Source organism: Hymenobacter sp. 5317J-9 (genome assembly GCF_022921075.1).
GTDB lineage: Bacteria > Bacteroidota > Bacteroidia > Cytophagales > Hymenobacteraceae > Hymenobacter.
In genome coordinates, this window is sequence record NZ_CP095050.1 from 3679532 (window position 1) to 3699251 (window position 19720).

Here is a 19720-nt window from a genome sequence, read left to right on the forward strand (position 1 = left end):
CCTATGGCTTCTGCAAAAAACCTGACTACTTCCACGCTGCACAGCATCAGCTGGAGCACGGCCGCCACGGTGGTGACGGCCGTGCTCCAGCTGGGCTACACCGGCGTGATGGCCCGGCTGCTCACGCCAGCAGCCTTCGGGCTGGTGGCGCTGGCGGGCGTGGTCATTCGCTTCGGTACGTACTTTTCGCAGATTGGGCTGGAGCACGCCTTGGTGCAAAAGCCCGACATGACCGACGAAGACGTGCGCGCGGCTTTCACCTCGGCGGCGCTGCTGGGCGGGGTGTGCGCGCTGGCGCTGGCCGTGGGCGCCCCGCTGGCGCGGCTGGTGTTCGACGAGCCGGCCGTGGTGCCGCTGGTGCGCCTCATGGGCCTGGGCTTGCTCTTCAACGGGCTGTCGGCCACGGCGCTGAGCATTTTGCGGCGCCGCATGGCCTTCCGCGCCCTGGCCATCATCGAAACCAGCGCTTACGTGCTGGCCTACGGCGTGCTGGGCATTGGCATGGCCTGGCGCGGCTGGGGCGTGTGGAGCCTGGTGGTGGCCAACCTGGCCCAGGGCCTGCTGGTGGCGCTGCTGGCCTACGCCGTGACCCGGCACAGTCTGCGGCTGTACTTCCGCTGGGCGCACTACCGGCCGCTGCTGGCCTACGGCACGCGCATCACCTTCACCAGCTTCATCGAATTCATCACCAGCTCGCTCGACACGCTGCTGATTGGGCGGCTGCTGGGCGCCGCGCTGCTCGGCATCTACAACCGGGCTTCGATGCTAATTACGCTGCCCTTGTACTTGCTCACGCGCAGCGTATCGCGGGTCATTTTCCCGGCCTTCAGCCAGGTGCAGGCCGACCGCGCCAAGCTGGGCGGCGTGTACCTGGGCAGCATCACGCTGGTGGCGGCGGGCATTCTGCCGCTGGGGGCGGGCGTGGCGGTGGCCGCGCCGGTGCTGGTGCGCGCCGTGCTGGGGCCAGGCTGGGAGGCCGCCGTGCCGGTGCTGCGCATTCTGTGCGCCGCCGTGCCGCTGAGTCTGATTACCATGTTTGCCGGCATTGTGTGCGATGCGCGGGCGGCCCTCACGGCCAAAATCAACGCCAACCTACTGGCCCTTTGCAGCTTGGTATTGTTCTTCTTTTTTCTGCGTGGCTACGGCCTGGCGGGCTTCGCCGGCGCTCTGGTATTGAATGAGCTGGTGCGCACGGCCTTGTTCCTACGGCTGATGCACCACGAGTTGGCCCTGCCCTACCCGCGTCTGCTGGCCGCCTACGGGCCGGGCTTGTTCCACGCGGCGGCGCTGGGCGCCTTGCTGGGCCTGCTGCACCTGGCGCTGCGCCCGCTGGGCTGGCCCGCCCCCGCCGCCCTGACGCTGCTGATGCTGGCCGGCGCCCTGGGCCTGGGTGGGCTGATGCTGCTGCGCCCGCGCCCGTCCCTGCGCGAGGAACTGCTCCGCTTTTTGGGGCGCTTGCGGCCGGGCAATTCGGCTAGCACCGGGGCCCGATTCCTGGCCGGCTACCTGCGTTTTTTGGAGCGGCAGGTGCCGCTTACGTCGTCCTACACGCCCGGCTTCGGGCCGCAGCCATCGCCGCTTCAGCCATGAACATTCTGCTGGTCTCGTTTCTGAAGCCCGACGCGCCCTCCGGGGTGCGGGTGCACTACGTGCGTCTGGCCGAGCAGCTGCGCCAGCGCGGCCACCGCGTCGACGTAGTGACGCCCGCCACCCTCACGGGCGCGCGGCGGCACCTAGTGGCGGGGCTGCGCCACCTGCTGCGGCGCCTAGGTCCGGTGCCCCGCGCCCTGGCCAACACCGTAGCCTACTACCTGCACATTCGCTGGGGCATAGCCCCCGACCAGCACTATGATGTGGTAAACGCCCAGGACCTGGGCAGCGGCGTAGCCGCCCGCCACGCCCTGGGCGGCCGCGTGCCGGTGGTGGTGACGGGCCACTTCAACGCCCACCCGGCCGCCGACGAGCTGCGCCAAAAGCCGCGCGGCCCGGCCGCGGCCCGGGCCATCGAGCGCTGGTACGCCTACCTGCTGGCCCGTACCAACTACTTCATCGGCGTGTCGCGCTTCGGCCTGGAGGCGGTGCGGGCCGCGCTGCCGCCCCACTGCGAGCGCCGCGTGGTGCCCAACGGCATCGACCTAGCCGCCGGACACGCCGCCGCGCCCGACGCCGAGCTGCACCGGCGCGCGGCCGGCCGCCACGTGCTGCTCAACATCGGCCACCTCGAAAGCCGCAAAAACCAGCTGCTGCTGGTGCGCGCCGCCCACGCGCTGCGCCAGTTCCGGCAGGATTTTGTGGTGGGCCTGGTGGGCAAAGGCGAAGACGAACCGCTGCTGCGCCAGCACATTGCCGAGCTGGGGCTGGAAGACGTGGTGCTGCTGCTGGGCTACCGCGAGCAGGAGCAAGTGCTGCCATTGCTGCGCGCCGCCGCCCTGTACGTGCACGTGGCCACGCACGAAACCTTCGGGCTGGTGCTGGTGGAGGCCATGGCGGCCGGCGTGCCCGCGCTGGCTCTGGGCGTGGGCGGCGTGCCCGAGGTGCTGCGCGCCACTCCCGCGGCCCTGCTGCCGCCCGACATTACCCCCGCCGGCCTGGCCGCCGTGCTGCACAGCTGGCTGAACGCCCCGGCCCTGCGCCGGCAGCTCAGCCGCGAGCAGGCCGCCTACGCCGCCGCCCACTTCGCCGTGGAGCAGATGGTGGACGCCACCCTCGACTTCTACGACCACGCCCGGCAGCACTTCCGGGCGCCCCAGGCCGCGGCCTTGGCTGAACTCGTGCTGACCATGCCCTAAAGAGCTTTCGCGCGCCATGAAACTCAACCTGCGCTTTCTGTACCTGCTGCCGCTGCTGGCGGTGCTGTTCACCAACCCGGCCTTCAACGCCTTCTTTTTTGGGAAGGCCGACGAGGCAGGGCTGGGTCTGCGCTACGAGTACGCCCTGACGGGGCTGGCGCTGCTGGCCGCGGTGCGCTACTACCGCTACTTCCAGCCCGTGGTGCAGGTGTGGCTGTGGGTGCTGCTGGGCAGCATGGTGGGGTTGGCGCTGGAATCGTACGCGCTGTGGCATTCCTGGGCCAAGTACCCGCACGTGTTCAGTAAGCTCACGGCGGTGCTGCCGCTGTTTGGGGTGTATGCGTTTTACCGGCGCTTTCCGGCGCCGCCCTACCGGCCGCTGGCCAGCCTGATGCTGGTGACGCTGCTGCTGAGCCTGGTCATTGTGTACCCCGAGGCGCTGACGCTGGGCTCTTTTCTGGAAACCGAGCGGGGGTTTAGCGTCACATCGGCCTACCTGCTGCTGCCGGTGCTGCTGCTCTGCCTCAACTTTTATATCTCCTCCAACAACCTTGTCTATGGGTTGGCTAGCCTGCTGTGTTTGGCCCTGATAGTGTTTTTGCAGCACCGCACGGTGTGGGTCTGTACTTCATTGGCGCTGGCCATCGACCTGGGTTTGCTGGCCCTGCGAGTTCCGCAGGCGCGGGCCTGGGGCACCCGGCTGAGTGTGCTGGCGGCCCTAGGTGTGGGGCTGGCGCTGGCCAGCGGCCTGGCCGTGGTGCTCGACAACCCGGACGTGGTGCAGAAGCTGGCCAAAAGCATCAGCGACATCCAACACCCCACCACGCAGGGCACCGGCACGTTCCGCATGCAGCAGTACGAGGCCTACCTGCCGCTGGTGCGCGAGCGGCCCCTGGCGGGCTGGCGGCTGCAGGGCTTCGAGGTACCCATTCAGTTTTACAGCGACGACTCCGGCAAACCGGTGTGGCCCGACTTCACCGGCCACCATTTCCACAGCTTCTACCTCGACCGGCTGTTCTACTTCGGCTGGCTGGGGGTGCTGCTGGTGCTGGGCGTGCCGGTGGTGCTGCTGGGCCGCTGCCTGCTCAGCCTGGCGCCCCTGGGCGAGGGCCCGGCGGCGCTGCTGGCGTTTGTGGCCACGTTTCCGGTGTTCGGGCTTTCCTACGACTGGCCCAACTACGCCTATGGCTTCATCGGCCTGCTGCTGGCCATCACCAGCAGAGCCTCAGCCGGGGCCGAGCGGCCGACGCCCCAACCGGTGCGGCCAAAAGCAACGCCGCTCACCCGAGCCGAGCCGGCTGTTTTTCAGCTGAATGCCCACGTAACGGCGCCTCTGTCGCCCGGCCTTGCTCATTCCGAGTCTTTTAACTCCTCCCGGCCATGAAAATCCTGTGGCTTGCGGCCTACCCCTCGCCGCGCATCACCCGCGAACACCCCGTGCCCTGGCTCGTGACGCTGGCCAGCCTGCTCAGCCGGCACCCGCGCGTGCAGCTCACCATTTTGAACTGGAATGCCCAGCAGGAAAAGCCGGTGCAAGAGCTCGAGCACGAAGGCATTCGCTTCATTTCGCTGCGCGTGCCGGGCTTTCGGCAAGACTTGTTCACGCTCTACCAGCAGCGCATCGGCATCACGGCGCGCTACCTGCGCCAGAACGCCCACCGCTACGACCTGCTGCACCTGCACGGCTCGGAGCTGCAGTTTCCGGCCGCCGCCGCGGGGCTTGATATGCCGCTGCTGCTCTCGATGCAGGGGCTGGTGTCGGAATGCGTGAAGTGCGTGCCAGGGCTGCTGTCGTGGCGCAAGGTGCTCTGGACACTGGCCGGCTATTACGAGCGCAAGTATCTGCCGCTCATTCCCAACTTCTCGTGCCGCACGCACTGGGACGCCGGCCACGCGGCCCGCTTCAACCCCAAAGCCCGCATCTATCACAACTGGGAGGCCCTGCGCGAGCCGTTTTTTCGGGCCGCGCACGAGCCGCGCGCCGCGCCCGCCGGCGGCCGGCCGGTGCTGCTGTTCATGGGGGGCTCGCAGGTGATGAAGGGCTACCAGGAAACCCTGGCGGCCTTCGACATTCTTCGCCAAACCACCGACTTCAAGCTGGTGATTGCCGGCGGGCACTACCCCAACGAGGTGGCCGACGCCTACCGCCGCTACCCGCTGCGCCACCTGCGCCCCGATGACGTGGAGTACCGCGGCTACCAGAACGCCGGGCAGCTGGCCCGGCTCTGCCGCGAGGCCGAGTGCCTCATCCACCCTTCCTACCTCGACAACAGCCCCAACAGCGTGTGCGAGGCGCAGGTGGCCGGCCTGCCCGTGGTGGCCACCAACGTGGGCGGCGTGAGCTCTCTCATCGAGGACGGCGAAACCGGCCTCTTTGCCGAGCTCTCGCCCGAAAGCCTGGCCGCCAAGGTGCTGTGCCTGCACCACGACCCCGCCCTGCGCGCCCGCCTGGCCCGCCAGGCCCAGGCCGTGGCCCTGGCCCGCCACGACCCCGCCACGGTGCTGAGCCGCACGTTCGAAATATACCAGGCCGTCCGATACGGGCTGGAAATCAGCCCGCTGGCTACCGCTTCTTTTAGTCACTCCGCAAGCCTTATGCCCCATGATACCCTCGCCCCCACTTCCGCCAACTGACCAGCCCCCCGTTCGGCTCCGCTGCGAGACGCCGGTTTTGTTTCTGGTTTTCAACCGCCCCGACGCCACGGCCCAGGTGCTGAACCGGCTGATGGCGGCCGGGGTGCACCGGCTGTACGTGGCCGCCGACGGCGCCCGCCCCGGCCACCCCGCCGACGAGGCCCTCTGCGCCCAGGTGCGGGCCGTGGTGATGCAGATTACGGCCCGCTGGAACTGCGAGGTGCACACGCTCTTCCGCGTCAACAACCTGGGCTGCAGCGTGGCCGTGTCCGAATCCATCAACTGGTTTTTTGCCCACGAAACCGAGGGCATCATCGTGGAAGACGACTGCCTGCCCGCGCCCGATTTCATTCCGTTCTGCACCGAGCTGCTGGCCCGCTACCGCCACGACACCCGCGTGATGCACATCGGGGGCAACCATTTTGGCCCCGACGCCGGCAGCACGCTGGGGCCCAAAACCGACTCCTACTACTTCTCGCAGCAGGTGCACACCTGGGGCTGGGCCACTTGGCGCCGCGCCTGGCAGCTCTACGACCTGCACCTGCACGCCCTGCCCACCCTGGCCGCCCACGGCCGCCTGCGCGGCAGCTTCAGCAGCCAGCTCGAAAGCCAGTATTTCCTGCGCAAGTTCTGGGACCTGTACCACGGGCCGCGCCCCTTCACCACCTGGGACTACCAGTGGCATTTTGCCCGGGCGGCCCACGCCGGCCTCACCATCATGCCCAGCGTGAACCTGGTCACCAACATCGGCTTCGGCCACGAAGAGGCCACCCACACCCAGGACGCCACCGACCCCCACGCCGCCCTGCCCACGGGCCAGCTGCACTGGCCGCTGCGCCACCCCAGCCGCGTGCTCAACGACCGGCCGCGTGACCGGCAGCAGTTTCGCGCTTTTTTGGGCGGGCGGCTGCGGGCCAAGCTGCGGGGCCTGCTGCGCCCGGCCCGCCCGGCGGTGACGGCTGAAGCCACGGCCCCCGCCTTTTCCTCCGTCACCGTCGAAGCTGCTCCGCGATGAAAATTTTGCTTTCGGCGTATGCCTGCGACCCGACTCACGGCGGCGAGGGCGGCAATGGCTTCAACTGGGCCTGGGAGATGGCCAACCTCGGCCACGAGGTGTGGTGCCTCACCACGCCTTGGGGGAAAGACGCCATTGAGGCCGAAATGCACGCCCGCGCGGCCAATCCGGCGGCCCAGCGCCTACACTTTGTGTTCGTGCCCGTGCCGGGGTGGGTGGAGTTTCTGTACCGTTGGCAGTTTGGCGTGTACCTGCACTACATGGTGTGGCAATACCGCGCCTGGCGGCTGGCCCGGCCCCTCGACCAGCGCGTGTGCTTCGACTTGGTGCACCACGTCACCTTTGGCAGCCTGCAGTTTGCCTCCTGGCTGTGGCGGCTGGGCCGGCCGCTCATTTTTGGGCCCGTGGGCGGAGGGCAGCAAGCCCCCAAGCTGCTGCGCCGCTACCTGCCCGACTGGTTCAAGACCGAAACCCTGCGCAACCTGGTGAGCTGGCTGCTGGTCACCTTCGACCCCAACGTGCGCCAGACGCTGCGCCACGCCGCCCTGGTGTTTGCGGCCAACCGCGAAACCGCCCAGCTGGCCTGGGAGCTGGGCGCCCGCCACGTGGAGCTGGCCATGAGCACGGCGTTGCCCCTGAGCTTCTTCCCGGCCGAATACCCGGTGCGCGAGCCCCTGGCCGGGCGGGAGCTGCACATTCTGTGGCTGGCGCGGCTGTTTCCGCGCAAGGGCCTGCACCTGGTGCTGGAGGCCCTGGGCCAGGTGCACCCGCGGGTGAAATTCCACCTCAACATTTACGGCGACGGGCCGGTGGCGCCGCTGCTGCCCGGCTGGATAGAGGCCGCCGGCCTACGTCACCGCGTGACCTGGCACGGCAACGCGCCCTACGCCACGGTGCGGTCGGCCTTCCTGGCCCACGACCTGTTCATGCTCTGCAGCCTGCGCGACAGCTACGCGGCCCAGTACCTGGAGTCGATGGCCATGGGCCTGCCCATTCTGACGCTAGACCACCACGGCGCCACCGACTTCATTCCCAACGACGCCGGGCTGAAAGTGCCGGTGCAGTCGCCCGAGGCCACGGCCGCTGCCCTGGCCCGCGCCGTGGAGCACCTCTACGACCACCCCGAGGAGTTGGAAAGCCGCGGCCGGGCCAGCCACGCCTACGCCCGGGAGCAGAGCTGGCCGGCGCTGGTGGCCCGCCTGTTGCTGCGCGCCGCCGACGCCGCCCACGTGCTCTCGGACCTGGTGCCGGTGCACGCCCCCGCCCCGGCCGAAATGGCCTAGCCGCGGCGGGCCACGTCCGCCATTCGTCAGCCTCCCTTCCATTTTTTGTTTCCGGCCGTGCTCTACGTCATCATTCCCGTTTTCAACCGCTGGCACTTCACGCGGGCCTGCCTGGAGTCGCTGCAGGCGCAAAGGGTGCAACATTTTCGGGTCGTCGTCGTCGACGACGGCTCCACCGATGGCACCGCCGAGCACCTGGCCCGCGACTTTCCGGCGGTGGAGGTGCTGGCCGGCTCCGGCCAGCTTTTCTGGACGGCCGCCGTAAACCTGGGCATTCGCCACGCCCTGGCCCACGGCGCCGACCGCGTCATGACGCTCAACAACGACGTGGTGGCCCCGCCCGATTTCATCGAAAACGCCCTGCGCTGGGCCCGGCGCCAACCCAGCGCCCTGCTGGGCCCCGTGGAGCTGGACGCCACCACCGGCCAGCCCGTGTTCGGCGGCGAAACCTTCAGCTTTCTGACCCACCAGCGCCACAACCTGCTGGCTTCGCTGCCGCCTGAAGACCAGTGCGGGCTGCACCCCGTCACCTACCTGCCCGGCCGCGGCCTGCTCATTCCGGCCGCGGTGTTCGTCACGCAGGGCCTGTTTGATGAGCGCCACCTGCCCCACTACCTGGCCGACTATGACTTCACCAGCCAGGCCCGGCGAGCCGGGTTCCCGGTCTATGTGAACTACGACACCCACCTGCTCACCTACCCCGACGACAGCGGCCAGGTCCAGACCCGGCAGCGGCGCAGCCTGCGCGGCTACTACCAGCACCTGTTCGGCATTCGGGGCGGCGGCAACCTGCGCAATTTCACCTACTTCGCCCTCAAAAACGCGCCTATTTTCTTTTTGCCCTTTTTCCTGCTCAACGGCTACCTGCGCCGGCTGCTGGGCTACTTTCTGCATTAAAACCGGGGCAGAGACGCAAAATATTGCGTCTCGTCAGCCGCGCCGTTTGAATAGCGTTTTAGCGTCACCGTTCGGGCGTCTTCGTTCAACGACGAGACGCAAAATATTGCGTCTCTACCCCTACCATCTCATGGTCATTCTGGTAAAACGCTTCGGCCAGTTGGGCAACCGGCTGTTTCTCTTTGCCCACCTCGTGGCCAATGCCGCCGAGCACGGCTATGCCGTGGCCAACCCCAGCTTCGCGGCCTACGCGCGTTTTTTTGAGGCTCCGGCGGCCGATGACTTTGGCGCGCTGCCGGTGCGGCTGGCCCTGCTGCCCCAGCGGTGGCTGGCCCGCGCCCTGGAGCGCCTGCTGGGCCTGGTGCAGCGGCCGCAGGTGTTTCGGGGGCTGGCCGCCGTGCGGCGCTGGCTGCCGGCCTGGGCGGGCCTGCCGCAGCTGCTCTACCTCGACGACAGCGCCGGCACTTTCGATTTGAACACGGCGCCCTACCTCGCTGCGGTGCGCCAGCGGGTGGTGCTGCTGCACGGCTGGTGCTTCCGCGACCGGCCCAGCTTTGCCCGGCACGCGGGCCTCATCCGTCGGCTGTTTGCGCTGGTGCCGCCGCACCGCGAGGCCGTGCAGGCCGTGCTGGCCCGCTGCCGCCGCACGGCCGAGGTATTGGTTGGCGTGCACATCCGGCGCGGCGATTACGCCACCTTTGCCAACGGGCAATACTACTTCGGCAACGACGTGTATGCCCGCCAGATGCGGGCCCTGCGGGCGCAGTTTGCGCCCGGCCAGCGCGTCGAGTTTTTGCTTTGCTCCGATGAGGCCCTGAACCCGGCCGACTTTGCCGGCCTGCCCGTGCACCGCGGCAGCGGCCACTTCGTGGAAGACCTCTACGCCCTGGCCGGCTGCGACTATTTGCTGGGACCGCCCAGCTCCTACTCCATGTGGGCGTCGTTTTACGGCGAAGTGCCGCTATGCCACCTGCACGAGGCCAGCCAGCCGGTGCAACTGGCCGACTTTGCCGTGTTCCTCGACCAATAGCCGCCCCAGTTGCAAGGCAAGCCCAGTACCTGGGCGCCTTGCTCCACCAAAACTGCCGCGAAGGGCAGCTCCAATTCACTGATAGCGTGAGTTGAAGCTGCCCTTTTCAACTTTTTTTTGCTCCAAACTGCCCACAAATACCTCCGTGCTAAGTATCGATAAATGAGGCAGTAAAGTGAAAATATTCAATTTTGATTTTCTATTGTTTGCATACTTTCACAATAGTGCAAGTTCCCCGAGATGAACCAAATCTCCCTTCGGTTTGTAGATTTGCCACGAAGAGCAAGTCTTGATGTATCACTTTTACAAGATAAACATTAAGAAGGCTCGTCGGGTTACGAGGTGAGTCTTTCCCAAAGAAGGAATTTTCTGCGGAAGCTGACGAACCAAACAATGACGGCCAAGGGGCCGTCGGCCGAGGGTGTTGGAGTTGTGTTGTTGAAGTAAAAGCTTGAATCACTTGCTTAAGTCAATTTAACAAAGGGGATTTCCGCGTTTATCGCGGCAAAACCGGTGCCGTGTTGGCCGCTGGCCACAGTCCGGAATGGGGCTGGCAAACAACACGGAGGCGAATTGACCCGGGCATTGCAGGCCACGGCGATAATTGAACAAAAACAACCTGGGTGATTTATTTCATTGATGGCGTTTTTCAATCCGCAAGGATTGATTCCGGCGCTGTTGCTTAAACCAGAACAACCAGTTTGAAAGTCCATTCTAAGAATAATCGCATTTTGTCGTTGCTGCGTGCCGCTTGGCTGAGTCTGGCCCTGGCTCCGGCACTGGCCCAGGCCCAAAACGTTCCGAACGTGACGTATCAGGGCCCCATCACCATCACTCAGGGCGGTACCTACACCGGTAACTACAAGAGTACCGACTCGAACACGCCGGCCGTAACCATCGCCACGTCGTCGCCCGTGACGCTGCAGGGCTGCATATTGGTGGGCCCCGGCGACCTGATTCAGGCCAACGGCACGCCCGGCGACATCACCGTGCTCAACAGCCAAGCCTACGGCACCACGCCCACGCAGGACGACCGATACCGCGGCCGCTTCATTGCCGCCACCAACGCCCGGAACATCCGGGCCGAAAACAACTACCTGGAGCACACCACGGGCTTCACCATCTACCAGTTCAGCGGCGACGGGTCAGCCAGCCAGACGGTGCGCATTTTGCGCAACAAGGTGCTCGACATCGACGGCCGCACCCGCAACGGCGGGCGCAACCTGGCCAACTTCATCGGCCTGAACACGGTGCGCAACATCGCCAACATCGAAATTGCCTGGAACCAGGTGATTAACGAGCCCAACCTGTCGTCGGTGGAAGACAACATCAACTTCTACAACTCGGGCGGCACCTCGCAGAGCCCCGCCCGCGTGCACGACAACTACGTGCAGGGCGCCTACCCCTTCCCGGCCACCAGCAGCACCTACTCGGGCACGGGCATGACCACCGACGGCGACGGCACCACCGTGAGCACCGTCCCTTCCTTCCTGGAAGCGTACGACAACCAGTTTGTGTCGACCTGCAACGCGGGCATGAACATCGCCGCCGGCCACGACATCAAGTACTACAACAACCGCATTGTGACCAGCGCCTACCTGCCCGATGGCTCGCCGCTGCCGGCCGTGTACGCGGGCACCGCGGTATTCAACGGTCATCAGGTGTCGAGCAGCGTGTTCTACAACAACACCATTCAGAACAACACCATCGGCTACCGCAACCCGGGCTACACCATTCCTTTCCAGGACCGCCACGACCTCTCGAACGGCGCCTGCGCCACCTGCACCGGCACCAACCACCTGCCCAACCCCATCACGCTGAGCACGGAGCAGAACGAGCTGACGCTCTGGCAGCAGAAGCTGGCCCAGAACAACGTGACGCTGGGCCCGGGCGGCTCCGGCGGCAGCGGCACCACGCCCACCAACACGCCGCCGACGGTGAGCCTGAGCGCGCCCTCGACGGGCACGGTGGGCACGGCCCTGACGCTGACGGCCACGGCCGCCGACGCCAACGGCACGGTGAGCAAAGTAGAGTTCTTCAACGGCGCCACCAAGCTCGGCGAGGACCTGACCGCGCCCTATACCTACAGCTACACCCCCACCGCCGCCGGCACGCTCAGCCTCACGGCCCGCGCCACCGACAACGCCGGCGCTAGCACGACTTCGAACACGGCCAGTGTCACGGTGGGCACCAGCACCACCACGCCGCCCACGACCACCGCGGGCGACCCGGCTAATTCGACCTTCTTCCGCGCCTTCAACCTGGGCGGTTCGGCCGCAACCATCGACGGGCGCAACTGGGAAGCCAGCAGCGGCGCGGCCAACTTCAGCACCAATGCCTCGGGCTGGTCCAGCCCCGGCGCTTCGCTGAACCCGGCCACGGACGCGGCGCGCGCCGGCATGATTACCTCGGCTTTGTTTGGCACGGGCCCCACGCTGGCCGTGAGCGGCGTGGCCAGCGGCACGTACTCGGTGTACCTCTACATCTGGGAGGATAACTCGGCCGAAACGCTGAACATCCAGCTCGAGGGCCAGACCGTGCGCTCGGGCTACAGCACCGGCTCGGCCGGGCACTGGGAGCGGGTGGGCCCCTTCACGGCCAACGTGACCGACGGCACCATCAACGTGGGCACCACCGGCGGCAACGCCAACCTCTCGGGCCTCGAAATCTTCAAGCAAAATACCACTACCACCGCCCCCACCAACACGCCACCGACGGTGAGCCTGAGCGCTCCCTCGACGGGCACGGTGGGCACGTCCCTGACGCTGACGGCCACGGCTACTGACGCCGACGGTACGGTGAACAAGGTAGAGTTCTTCAACGGCGCCACCAAGCTCGGCGAAGACCTGACCGCGCCTTACTCGCTGAACTACACGCCCTCCGCGGCCGGCACGCTCAGCTTCACGGCCCGCGCCACCGACAACGCCGGCGCATCGGCAACTTCGACGGCTAAAAGCGTCACCGTGAGTGCGCCCACCAACCCCTTGGCCACCGGCCCCGCCAACGCCACTTTCTACCGGGCGTTTAACCTGGGCGGTTCGGCCGCGACCATCGACGGGCGCAACTGGGAAGCCAGCGGCACGGCCACCAACTTCCGTACCAACGCTTCGGGCTGGTCCAGCCCCGGCGCTTCGCTGAATCCGACGACCGACGCGGCCCGTGCTGGCATGATTACCTCGGCGCTATTCGGTACGGGCCCCACGCTGGCCGTGAGCGGCGTGGCCAGCGGCACGTACTCGGTGTACCTCTACATCTGGGAGGATAACTCGGCCGAAACGCTGAACATCCAGCTCGAGGGCCAGACCGTGCGCTCGGGCTACAGCACCGGCTCGGCCGGGCACTGGGAGCGGGTGGGCCCCTTCACGGCCAACGTGACCGACGGCACCATCAACGTGGGCACCACCGGCGGCAACGTTAACCTCTCGGGCCTCGAAATCTGGAAGCACAACTCCACGGCAATGCGCGGCATTGCGCCCAGCACGAACGGCTTCGGCCTGTTCCCGGCCGCGGGCCGCGCCGATGCACAAGCGCAACTGGCCACGGCCGCTGCTAAAGCAGACCTAGGCCTTACAAGTGCCCACGCGGCCCCTGTGCAAGGCTACCGTTTCGCCTTCGGCCCTGCTACCCCTGGCGTGGCCGTGCTGACTGACGACCAATTGACCGGCGACCACCGCCAGCTTTCCCTAAGCAGCCCGCAAACCGGCTTCATGCCGGCCCTGCGCACCATTTAGGCTGCTCCTGTTAAGCACTTACTTCTTACCACTACTGCTGAAAAGCCTGGCCAGATTGGTCAGGCTTTTTTGTTGCCCGCGCGGCACGGGGCGTTGCACTGAGCAGCAGGCAACCAAAAAGCGACGCGGCAATGGACGCTTTCGGCCAGCCTCGGCAGTAGGAAATCGCCAGCAACTACCTCGTTTTCCTAATAAAAGCAAAAATACTCCCAGGGTAGTACCATAAAAATAAGTTGGCCTTTTTCCGGTAGATGCTAGCCTAATGCATCGGGAGCGGCTTTAAATATATTATTTTTTCTATTCAACTTCTTACCCCCATAAAAGGAGGTCAATTAAATCATTGATTAGTGGAAATAGCTTCTTTTCCTTCACCAAATCATCTCCACACCCTCTGCCCGGCAGCTCCATTCACATGCGTCACTCTTACTCCTCAAGCTTATGGAACGATACGCGCACTACACCGATTCGACTCGGTTTATCCTGCCGCTGCTGGATGTTGCCATCATCTTTGGAGCCTTTCGCCTGGCCGGCTTTCTGGTGTGGCACAGCTGGGAGTTTACCGGCTACGCGCCGTTCCTGTTCATCATTTTCGCGCTGCTCTGGTGGACGCTCTCGCGGCAGTACGCCAACATCTTCCGCCTCGACCGTCTGATAACCTACGCCGAGAAGCTGGGCTACCTGCTGCGCACTTTTCTGATGCACGGGCTGCTGCTGCTGGGCACGGCACTGCTGCTCGACGTGCAGCAGCTGCCGCTGAAGGAGCTGCTGCTGGTGTACGGGCTGTCCATCACGGGCGTGGTGCTGGGGCGCTTCGTGCTGGCGTTCTGCTACCGGGCCTACCGGCGCTACTTCGGCGAGCCCCACAGCCGCTACGTGATAGTGGGGGCCAGCGAAAGCGGCCAGCGCCTCTACCACTTTCTGGCCGCCCACGACCCGGCCGGCACGCAGTTCAAGGGCTTTTTTGCCGATGAGCCGGTGACCCCGGCCCTGCGCCCGCTGGTGCGCGGGGCGGTGGCGGAGGTGAAAACCTACTGCCTGCACACGCCGGTCGACGAAATCTACTTCGCCCTGCCCTTCGACAACCACCAGCTCATCCGCGAGCTGTCGGACTTTGCCATCAACAACTTCCTCTCGTTTCGCATCGTGCCCGACTACCCCGGCACCATGCGCCAGGACGTGAGCGTGTACCACTACGACCACCTGCCCATTCTCACGGTGCGGCGCGAGCCGCTGGCCATCTGGGCCAACCGCCTGCTCAAGCGCAGCTTCGACGTGGTGTTTTCGGGCTTGGTCATCGGGCTCTTGTTTCCGCTGCTGATGCCGGTGCTGGCGCTGGTCATCAAGCTCGATTCGCCGGGGCCGGTGTTCTTCAAGCAGATGCGGCCGGGGCGGCGCAACCGGCTGTTTCCGTGCTACAAGCTGCGCACCATGCACACGGGCCACGGCCAGACCGAGCTGCAGGCCCGCAAGGGCGACCCCCGGGTGACGCGCGTGGGCTACTACCTGCGCAAGTACAACCTCGACGAGCTGCCGCAATTCTTCAACGTGCTGCTGGGGCACATGTCGGTGGTGGGGCCGCGGCCCAACATGCTCTCGCAGCTGCAGGAATATTCCCAGCGCATGAACACCTACCAGCTGCGCCACGCCGTGACGCCCGGCATCACGGGCTACGCCCAGGTGAACGGCTGCCGCGGCGAAACCCGCGCCCCCAACGCCATGGAGAAGCGCGTGGAATACGACCTCAAGTACCTGGAAAACTGGTCCTTCATTCTGGATTTGAAAATCATCGGCCAAACCGTGGTCAACATGGTTCGCGGCGAAGAAAACGCCTACTGAGCTGCCCGGCCCGGTCCGACCGCCCTAGGCGGTCCGACCGGTTGAAGCAGCGACGTCCCGATAACCAACGACGACCGGTCGGACCGCCTAGGGCGGTCCGACCGGGGCTCTCGCCGCAAGAATTGCCTCACTCCTTTCCCGCCATCACCTTTCCCTGCTTATGTCAACCCTGCTACTGAAACGCCCCGTGCTGGACGCCCGCATCTCAACCGGGGCCGTGCCCGAGTTCATCGACACCATTTTGCGGCTGGGGGCGGCCCGCGCCTCGGCCTACGTGTGCTGCGCCAACGCCCACATGCTGGTGGAGGCCCACCAGGACCCGCAGTTTCGGCGCGTGCTGGACCAGGCCAGCGTGGTGACGCCCGACGGCAGCCCCGTGGCCGCGGCCTTGGGCTGGCTGCACGGCCAGCCGCAGCCCCGCGTGGCCGGCATGGACCTGCTGCCCGCGCTGCTGGCCGAGGCCGCCGCCCGCGGGCAGTCGGTGTATTTCTACGGCACCACCGAGGCGGTGCTCACGGCCATTGTGGACCGGGCCCGGCGCGAGCTGCCCGCGCTGCGGGTGGCCGGCTGGCAGGCCCCGCCCTTCCGCCCGCTCACGCCGGCCGAGGACGACGCGGCCGTGGCCGCCATCAACGCCGCCGACCCCGACCTGGTGTTTGTGGCGCTGGGCTGCCCCCGGCAGGAGCGCTGGATGGCCGAGCACCGCGGCCGGGTGCGGGCCTGCATGGTGGGCGTGGGCCAGGCCTTCATGGTGTATGCCGGCCTGGAGCGGCGCCTGCCGGAGTGGGCCCGCGGGCTGTGGCTGGAATGGGCCTACCGCCTCTGGCTGGAGCCCCGCCGCCTGGCCCGCCGCTACCTCGTCACCAACACATGGTTTGTGTGGCTGCTGGCCCGCCATCTGCTCACGCGCTGGCAGGCCCAGGCACTACCGGCCCGGCCCAGCACCCGGCGGGGCCTGCGCACCAGCCTGCGCCACGGCGCCCTGAAGCTTCGGCGTGCCGACGCCCTTTCCACCGTTCATTCCTAGCCTTTTGCATATGAAAGCAGTGATTCTGGCGGGGGGCTACGGCACCCGCATCAGCGAGGAAAGCGGGCTGCGGCCCAAGCCCATGGTGGAAATTGGCGGCCAGCCCATTCTCTGGCACATCATGAAAATCTACGCCCACCACGGCATCACCGATTTCGTGATTTGCTGCGGCTACAAGGGCCACCTCATCAAGCAGTACTTCGCCAACTACTTCCTGCACAACTCGGACGTGACGTTTCGCATGGACCGCAACGAGATGCAGGTGCGCTACCAGCGCGCCGAGCCCTGGACCGTGACGCTGGTGGACACCGGCCAGGAAACCATGACCGGCGGCCGCCTGCGCCGCGTGCGCCACTACCTGGACGAGGGCGAAACCTTCTGCCTGACCTACGGCGACGGCGTGGGTGACGTCGACATTGCGGCCAGCATTGCCTTTCACCGGCGGCAGGGGCTGCTGGCCACGCTCACGGCAGTGCGCCAGCCGGGCCGCTTCGGGGTGTTCAACCTGGGCGAGGAAGACGCCCGCATCAACAGCTTCAGCGAGAAGCCCGACGGCGGGCTGATGCCCTGGGTGAATGGCGGCTTCTTTGTGCTGGAGCCGGCCGTGCTCGACTACATCGGCGGCGACGCCACGGTGTGGGAGCGCGACCCGCTCGAACGCCTCGCCGCCGAAGGCCAGCTGGCCGCCTACCGCCACCCCGGCTTCTGGCAGCCCATGGATACGCTGCGCGACCGCAACCTGCTGGAGGACCTCTGGCAGCGCGGCCAGGCCGCCTGGAAAGTGTGGGAGCCCGCCCCCGATGCCACTCCGGCGCCGGCCCCGGCAGCCCCCGCGCCAGCGGCAGTCCGGCGGCGCCTCCCTTCGCCGCTGGCGGGCGCCCGGCGCCTGCCCAGCTACCTGGTGGCCACCGGCCAAATCCCCACCGACTGACCCCTGCCCGCTAATTCGCTTCCTCCACCGGTGCCCGCGCGGCACCTCTCCCGCTTTGCGTCATGGATTCTCCTCGCATTCTGATAACCGGCAACCTGGGCTACGTGGGCCCCGGCGTGGTGCGCCAGCTCCGGCAGGCTTTTCCCGACGCCGAACTCATTGGGTTCGACCTGGGCCTGTTTGCCCACTGCCTCACCGGCCCGGCCCCGCTGCCCGAAGTGTGCCTCGACCGCCAGGTGTTCGGCGACGTGCGCCACCTGCCTTCCGGCCTGCTCACGGGCGTGAACGTGGTGGTGCACCTGGCCGCCATTTCCAACGACCCCATGGGCACCGCCTACGAAGACGTGACCATGGCCGTGAACCACGACGCCAGCGTGCACCTGGCGCGCGTGGCCAAGGCCCATGGCGCCCGCGCGTTTGTGTTTGCCAGTTCGTGCAGCGTGTATGGCCTGGGCGGCGACGAACAGAAGTCGGAAGACGCGGCCCTGAACCCGCTCACGGCCTACGCCCGCTCCAAGGTGGCCACCGAGCGTGACCTGACCGCGCTGGCCGACGACAAGTTTCGGGTGACCTGCCTGCGCTTTGCCACGGCCTGCGGCTGGAGCGAGCGGCTGCGCCTCGACCTGGTGCTCAACGACTTTGTGGCCAGCGCCGTGGCCACCGGCGAACTCACCATTCTGAGCGACGGCACGCCCTGGCGCCCGCTCATCCACGTGCGCGACATGGCCCGCGCGGTGCTGTGGGCCACCCACCGCCCGCTGGGTGGTCCGTTTCTGGCCCTGAACGTGGGCAGCAACGCCTGGAACTACCGCGTGCGCGAGCTGGCCGAGGCCGTGGCCCGCAACCGCCCCGATACGAAGGTGAAAATCAGCCCCACGGGCGCCCCCGACCGCCGCTCCTACCGCGTCGACTTCGACCTGTTTCGGCAGCTGGCCCCCGAGCACCAGCCCCTGATGAGCCTCGACGCCACCATTGCCGAGCTCACCAGCAAGCTGCTGGAAATGTGGTTCATCGACCCCGATTTCCGCACTTCGCGGCTGATGCGCCTGCGGGTGCTGAAGGCCCTGGTGGAGCAGGGCGACCTAACCCCCGACCTGACCTGGGCGCCGCTGCCCCGCCCGGCGCCGGCCAGCCCCCGCCCCGCCGTGCCGGTGCTGGCCTGAAGCCGCTTCGCCGTTTCGTTTTTCTCACCCCGCAGCCGGCCCGGCTGCGCCAGCTTTCGCGTTTGCCATGCAACTCACCGCCACCAAATTGCCGGGTGTTTTCCTCGTCGACGTGGACCGCCTGGAAGACGAACGGGGCTTTTTTGCCCGCACCTGGTGCACCCGGGAGCTGGCCGAGCACGGCATCAGCATGACGGTGGCGCAGGCCAATGTGTCGGCCAATCCGCGGCCGGGCACGCTGCGCGGGCTGCACTACCAGGCCGCGCCCCACGAAGAAACCAAGCTGGTGCGCTGCACCCGGGGCGCCATTTATGACGTGGTGGTGGACCTGCGGCCCGACTCGCCCACTTGCGGGCAGTGGCTGGGCGTGGAGCTGTGGGCCGCCAGCTACCAGCAGCTGCTGGTGCCGGGCGGCTGCGCCCACGGCTTCCTCACCCTGGCCCCCCACACCGACGTGAGCTACCTGATGTCGGCCTGCTACGAGCCCAGCGCCGCCCGCGGCCTGCGCTGGAACGACCCCGCCATTGGGGTGCGCTGGCCGGTGCGGCCCCAGCTCATATCGGCCAAAGACCTGAACTACCCCGACTGGCAGCCGCCCGCAACCCGGCGCCCCGCGCTGCCCGCCGAGCTGCTGAGCGCCAGCGTCCACTAAGCCGCCCGAGCCCCGGGCCGCCCTCATTTTTTCATTGTCGGACTTTAACACAGACTTCCTATGAAACCGCTGTTGTGCTGCTGGATGGGATTGATTGGACTGACCGCAACGGCTTGCGTGTCGGCGGGGCCGGCGCTGTGGCAAGTGCCGCCAGCGGCCAATGCCCACCGCCTGCCGCCCCTGGAGGCCGTGGCCGAGCTGGGCGCACTGGCCCGCACCGACGCCACGCAGCCCGCCGAGCTGCTGCAGCTGTGGAAAAGCGAGCTGCACGCCAACCTGGCCGAAACCGCCATCCCGCAGGCCTTCGGCTACGCCCGCCTGCAAGTGACGCGGGCCAACGTGCGGCGCACCGGCCGCGCCCTGCAAACCCTGCAGATGCTCACGCTACTCACGCCCAGCCTGCTGGGCGTGCCCCTCGAAACCTACCGCACCACCCTCACCGCGCAGCTGCAGGTGCTGGACGCCGACGGCAACGTGCTGGGCGAGTACGAGGGCACCGGCACCTCGGCCGTGAAAGTGGCCATGTACCACGGCTACTCCCAGGCCGAGGCCCCAGCGCTGTCCGACGCCGAGGCCCTGCGCATGGCCCTGGCCCAGATTCGGGCGCAGGTCGACACGGCGGCCGACCGCCTGCGGCCACGGCTGCTGGCCGGTGGGCCGTTGCCCCTGCCCGAGCCGGTGGCGTCGCCTTCGGTAGCCCAAAAACAATAGTCCGGCCCGCGCGGGGCCTTC

The 19720-nt window shown here is 67.0% G+C and carries 15 protein-coding genes; all 15 read left to right on the forward strand.

The genetic code is table 11. The annotated features are described in order from the left end of the window. The first annotated feature begins 3 nt into the window (after window positions 1-3). Window positions 4-1590: a lipopolysaccharide biosynthesis protein gene (locus MUN81_RS15655; protein WP_245111920.1), complete on the forward strand. Its 1587-nt coding sequence runs from the start codon at window positions 4-6 to the stop codon at window positions 1588-1590. Further along, on the forward strand, window positions 1587-2789 hold the full coding sequence (locus tag MUN81_RS15660; protein WP_245111922.1) for a glycosyltransferase family 4 protein: 1203 nt from the start codon (window positions 1587-1589) through the stop codon (window positions 2787-2789). The genes MUN81_RS15655 and MUN81_RS15660 overlap by 4 nt, the downstream gene beginning before the upstream one ends. Window positions 2790-2805: 16 nt before the next feature. Next, the gene (locus MUN81_RS15665; protein WP_245111924.1) at window positions 2806-4173 is read left to right on the forward strand and encodes an O-antigen ligase family protein; all 1368 of its coding nucleotides are present in this window, start codon (window positions 2806-2808) and stop codon (window positions 4171-4173) included. Further along, window positions 4170-5423, forward strand: coding sequence for a glycosyltransferase family 4 protein (locus MUN81_RS15670; protein ID WP_245111926.1), 1254 nt, complete (start codon window positions 4170-4172; stop codon window positions 5421-5423). The genes MUN81_RS15665 and MUN81_RS15670 overlap by 4 nt, the downstream gene beginning before the upstream one ends. Window positions 5424-5460: 37 nt before the next feature. Further along, window positions 5461-6438 (forward strand): nucleotide-diphospho-sugar transferase, encoded by a 978-nt coding sequence (locus MUN81_RS15675; RefSeq protein ID WP_245111927.1) that lies wholly within the window; start codon window positions 5461-5463, stop codon window positions 6436-6438. Next, complete coding sequence (locus tag MUN81_RS15680; RefSeq protein ID WP_245111929.1) at window positions 6435-7721, forward strand: glycosyltransferase family 4 protein; 1287 nt, start codon at window positions 6435-6437, stop codon at window positions 7719-7721. Before MUN81_RS15675 ends, MUN81_RS15680 begins: the two co-directional genes overlap by 4 nt. Before the next feature lie 45 nt (window positions 7722-7766). Then, entirely contained in the window at window positions 7767-8618 is an 852-nt protein-coding gene (locus tag MUN81_RS15685) for a glycosyltransferase family 2 protein (protein ID WP_245111931.1), read from the forward strand. Between the two features lie 130 nt (window positions 8619-8748). Next, complete coding sequence (locus MUN81_RS15690; protein WP_245111932.1) at window positions 8749-9648, forward strand: hypothetical protein; 900 nt, start codon at window positions 8749-8751, stop codon at window positions 9646-9648. Window positions 9649-10349: 701 nt separating this feature from the next. Further along, window positions 10350-13379: an Ig-like domain-containing protein gene (locus MUN81_RS15695; protein ID WP_245111933.1), complete on the forward strand. Its 3030-nt coding sequence runs from the start codon at window positions 10350-10352 to the stop codon at window positions 13377-13379. A gap of 438 nt (window positions 13380-13817) precedes the next feature. Continuing rightward, window positions 13818-15215: an exopolysaccharide biosynthesis polyprenyl glycosylphosphotransferase gene (locus MUN81_RS15700; protein WP_245111941.1), complete on the forward strand. Its 1398-nt coding sequence runs from the start codon at window positions 13818-13820 to the stop codon at window positions 15213-15215. 160 nt (window positions 15216-15375) lie between these two features. After that, the gene (locus tag MUN81_RS15705) at window positions 15376-16242 is read left to right on the forward strand and encodes a WecB/TagA/CpsF family glycosyltransferase (protein ID WP_245111943.1); all 867 of its coding nucleotides are present in this window, start codon (window positions 15376-15378) and stop codon (window positions 16240-16242) included. Window positions 16243-16252: 10 nt separating this feature from the next. Further along, the gene (gene rfbF, locus MUN81_RS15710) at window positions 16253-17173 is read left to right on the forward strand and encodes a glucose-1-phosphate cytidylyltransferase (protein WP_348533141.1); all 921 of its coding nucleotides are present in this window, start codon (window positions 16253-16255) and stop codon (window positions 17171-17173) included. 62 nt (window positions 17174-17235) lie between these two features. After that, window positions 17236-18336, forward strand: coding sequence for an SDR family oxidoreductase (locus MUN81_RS15715; protein ID WP_245111945.1), 1101 nt, complete (start codon window positions 17236-17238; stop codon window positions 18334-18336). 67 nt (window positions 18337-18403) lie between these two features. After that, window positions 18404-18988: a dTDP-4-dehydrorhamnose 3,5-epimerase gene (gene rfbC, locus MUN81_RS15720; RefSeq protein WP_245111946.1), complete on the forward strand. Its 585-nt coding sequence runs from the start codon at window positions 18404-18406 to the stop codon at window positions 18986-18988. Between the two features lie 60 nt (window positions 18989-19048). Then, a complete protein-coding gene (locus MUN81_RS15725) occupies window positions 19049-19699 on the forward strand; it encodes a hypothetical protein (protein ID WP_245111948.1) in 651 nt (216 codons plus the stop codon). The last annotated feature ends 21 nt before the right edge of the window (window positions 19700-19720 follow it).

Bases quoted from the DNA above. Each gene is read 5' to 3' on its own strand.
- rfbF (WP_348533141.1), top strand. From the start codon at position 16,253: ATGAAAGCAGTGATTCTGGCGGGGGGCTACGGCACCCGCATCAGCGAG.
- MUN81_RS15665 (WP_245111924.1), top strand. From the start codon at position 2,806: ATGAAACTCAACCTGCGCTTTCTGTACCTGCTGCCGCTGCTGGCGGTG.
- MUN81_RS15700 (WP_245111941.1), top strand. From the start codon at position 13,818: ATGGAACGATACGCGCACTACACCGATTCGACTCGGTTTATCCTGCCG.
- MUN81_RS15705 (WP_245111943.1), top strand. From the start codon at position 15,376: ATGTCAACCCTGCTACTGAAACGCCCCGTGCTGGACGCCCGCATCTCA.
- MUN81_RS15725 (WP_245111948.1), top strand. From the start codon at position 19,049: ATGAAACCGCTGTTGTGCTGCTGGATGGGATTGATTGGACTGACCGCA.
- MUN81_RS15715 (WP_245111945.1), top strand. From the start codon at position 17,236: ATGGATTCTCCTCGCATTCTGATAACCGGCAACCTGGGCTACGTGGGC.
- MUN81_RS15680 (WP_245111929.1), top strand. From the start codon at position 6,435: ATGAAAATTTTGCTTTCGGCGTATGCCTGCGACCCGACTCACGGCGGC.
- rfbC (WP_245111946.1), top strand. From the start codon at position 18,404: ATGCAACTCACCGCCACCAAATTGCCGGGTGTTTTCCTCGTCGACGTG.
- MUN81_RS15690 (WP_245111932.1), top strand. From the start codon at position 8,749: ATGGTCATTCTGGTAAAACGCTTCGGCCAGTTGGGCAACCGGCTGTTT.
- MUN81_RS15655 (WP_245111920.1), top strand. From the start codon at position 4: ATGGCTTCTGCAAAAAACCTGACTACTTCCACGCTGCACAGCATCAGC.
- MUN81_RS15670 (WP_245111926.1), top strand. From the start codon at position 4,170: ATGAAAATCCTGTGGCTTGCGGCCTACCCCTCGCCGCGCATCACCCGC.
- MUN81_RS15660 (WP_245111922.1), top strand. From the start codon at position 1,587: ATGAACATTCTGCTGGTCTCGTTTCTGAAGCCCGACGCGCCCTCCGGG.